Origin of the sequence: Corallococcus sp. 4LFB, assembly GCF_046520365.1 — a bacterium.
GTDB lineage: Bacteria > Myxococcota > Myxococcia > Myxococcales > Myxococcaceae > Corallococcus > Corallococcus caeni.
In genome coordinates this window covers 1-3,283 of the sequence record NZ_JBKGHJ010000705.1, presented here as the reverse complement: position 1 = coordinate 3,283, position 3,283 = coordinate 1, and the positions used below count along the sequence as shown (strand labels likewise).

General features: G+C 74.2%; 2 protein-coding genes. Both read left to right on the top strand.

From position 1 onward, the window contains the following. The coding region (locus ACLEQD_RS39865; RefSeq protein WP_410391153.1) for a hypothetical protein at positions 1-2,195 on the top strand (2,195 nt) is incomplete at its 5' end. 62 nt (positions 2,196-2,257) lie between these two features. Continuing rightward, on the top strand, positions 2,258-3,283 hold a 1,026-nt coding region (locus tag ACLEQD_RS39860), incomplete at its 3' end, for a hypothetical protein (protein WP_410391151.1).

Genomic DNA, 3,283 nt, shown 5'->3' with positions numbered 1-3,283 from the left:
CCCAGGTGCGCGAGGGCCACGAGGACGCGGCGCTCGCGGCGGTGTCGAGCGACAAGAGCCTCCAGGGCCGCTACCTGCGCGCCCGGCTGCTGTCGGCCTCCGGTGAGGACGCGGCGGGCGCGCTGGCCATGGCCGCGCTGTACCGCGAGACGGGCCTGCCGCAGGTGGGCCTGGAAGCGCTCGGCATGCTGGAGCGGCTCCAGGACTCGCCGCAGGCGTGGAAGGACGGCGGTGCGCCGCTCGGCGCCGCGCTCGCGAGCCAGCTCCAGGCGTGGGCGGATCATCCCGACGTGCGCCGCATGCGCTTCACCGCGGGCCGCTGGACGCGCTGGGAAGGCCTGCGCGACGCGGAGGAGACCGCGGGCTCGCTCCTGGCCATGTCGGAGGCCGGCTCGGACGACGAGGACGTCGCCCTGTCCGTGCGCAAGGCGCTGCTCGCCCCGCCCTGGAAGCTGTCCGAGGCGAAGCTGCTGCCCGCCGGGGCCTCGCGCGTGATGAGCCTCGTGGTCAAGCAGCCCCGGCCGCTGGGCGCGGAGGTCCTCTGCGGCACCACCCCGCGTCCGGGCGTGGACGCCGCCGGCACCTGCGCCTTCGCGCTCCGCGTGGATGGCCGCGTGGTGCGCGAGCTGAAGGTCGCCGAGGGCGAGACGGCCATCCTGGGCACGCGCCTGGACGTCCCCGGCCGCCACCAGGTGGAAGTCGTGATGGCGCGCGCCGACACGCAGCAGACCGGCCTGGTGCGCTTCGTGGAGTCCGAGGAAGCCAGCGCCAACGCCCGCGTCATGGCCGCCCCGCAGCCGCTGTCCCTGCTGCGCAGCCGCCCGGGTGCGCCGGTGGTGATGACCGTGCTGGGCCCCACCGCCCTGCGCGTGCGCGCCACCGCCCTGGCCCCCTCGTCGGGCCGCGAGCTGCTCCTGCGCAGCACGCCGCTGCCGTCGGGTGACGGCACCGGCGGCTCCAGCGCGGAGGAAGGCCCGCTCATGCACCTGGGCCTGCCCGCGGACGCCGACCCCGGCCTCCAGGGCGCGTCCCAGCCGCTGGGCCGCATGGGTGAGACGTGGCTGCTCCTGCCCTCGCGCGGTCCGCACCGCGTGAGCCTGGAGTCGCCCGAAGGTGAAGCCCTGGTGCAGGTGCAACTGGGTGTCGCCTCGGATCCAAGCGCCCTCGCGGCCCCGTCGTGGGCCCAGGGCACCACGGGCCTGGAGCCGCTGCCCTGGCCCGCGCTGCCGCCGGGCATGTCGCTCCTGCCGGAGGGCATGCCTCCGGAGGCGCGCACGGGCGGCCTGGGCATGGTGTCCGCGGAGATGGGCTACCGCAGCGAGGACGTGGAGGAAGGCGAGCTGCTCAACCGCCCGCTCCAGACGGGCCTGGAGGTCCGCCTGTCCCTGCGCCGCGAGCTGTCCCCGGGCCGCGCGTGGCTGCGCTTCACGCCCGAGGCGCGCTACCCGCTCAACCAGACCCCCGTGCTCGGCGGCACCGTGGCCGCGTACGTGAACCAGCTGCCCGGCGACCTGCGCCTGTCCATGCATGGCAGCGTGTTCTCGCAGACCCTCGACGGCGCCATGCGCTGGAGCGCGCGAGGCCGCGTCTCCGCGGACCGCTACCTGCGCCTGTCCCCGGACGTGGGCCTCATCCCCGGCCTGGGCCTGTCGCTGGAGTCCATGCAGGGCGGCAGCGCGGTGGAGGCCCGCCGCTACGACCAGAACGTCTACTGGCTCTACGGCAAGGACCACCCGCGGCGCCTGTCGCCCCGGCTGTCCCTGCGCTGGCAGCCGTTCCAGGACCACGTGGCCACGCTGGGCATGTCCGCGGTGAGCAACGCCAACCTCTACACGGTGGACAACGCGGGCGCCTACGCGAGCTGGGCGGCGCTCCTGGGCGGCAGGCTCCAGGGCACGCGCGTGGAGCTGGGCTACAGCGCGTCGCAGCGCTTCCAGGACGCTCACCGCTCCACGGCCTACCTGCGCCACCGCGTGTCGGGCCGCCTGGACTGGAACGTGTGGATGGGCAAGGGCGGCAACCGCCTCATGCTCTTCGCGGAGGACCGCGCGTTCCTCTCCGGCCCGTACGGCACGCAGAACGTCTTTTCACTCGGAGCGCGGTGGGATTGGACAGGTGGACGTGGGTTGCAGGACGTCACGCCCACCGAAGAGGAGTTCGAGGAGCTGCTGGATGAACAACGTTTGCGGCCCTGATGTGTCGTGAGCTGTCCTGATCCGAACGCGTGCCTGGGGGGGCCGGGCAGGTTTCTCAAGCAATGAATAGCTCTGGCCGCGACATGCACCCGGCGAACGAAACTCTCGAATCCCAGCTGCTGGAAGCCCTGCCCCCCCTGCACCGCCGTGTGCGGGGGGCCTCGGTCGAAGTCCTGGCCCGGCGGATGGTGGAAGGCTGCCCGCGTCCCGCCGGCCTGGAAGGGCTGGCTCCATGGCTGGGCGTGGCCCTGGAGGCCCTGGAGACGGAGCTGGCCGCGATCCACGCGGAGATCGTCCAGTTCACCCGCCAGCACAACGAAGCGGCGGATGACGCCGCGCGCCGCCAGGTCCTGGTGGAGCACCTCAAGGCCACGGTGAAGGACCGCAAGGACCGCAAGGAGGACCTGCGCGCCCTGGACCGGTGGATGGGCTTCGACGCCCTGCGCGAGCGGCAGGAGAAGCGCCGCCACAAGCTGCTGATCGAAGAAGAGACGGCGCTGCGCGCGCTGACGGGCGTGCTGGCCACGGCCCACCCCGAGCAGCTCCAGCCCGCCGCCGTGCCGCTGGCGAGGCAGCTGCTGGACCGCGCCGTGGACGCGCCCCGCGCGCAGAACCGCTTCGCCGCGCTGGAGGCCTTCCGGCAGCTCGCGCAAGCCGTGCCGGGCGTCGCCGCGTCGCTGCCCGAGGTGGGCCCCACGCTGACGAGCCTCGCGGGCCAGGAGGACGTGAGCCCGTTCTTCCAGGCGGAGGCCCTGCGCGCGCTGCTCACCGTGGACGCGCTGACGGGCCTGGCCCTGCTGCGCCAGCGGCTGCGCGCGCAGGCCCCTTCGGAGAAGGACTTCCTCTTCCGCCGTCAGGTGCTGGAGCAGTGCGCGCCGCTGCTGTCGGAAGAGCACCGCCTGCCGCTGCTCACGGAGGTCGCGCACCACGACCCCAGCGAGTACGTGCGCATGGGCCTGTGCGCCCTCCTCGCGCAGCGTCCGGACGGCCAGCCGCTGCTGCGCCGTCTGGCGGGCCTGGAGTCGCTGCCCGCCGTCGCGGGCAGGCCCTGTCGGAGCCGAGCCGCGCGTGCGCCACCGCCGTGCCGT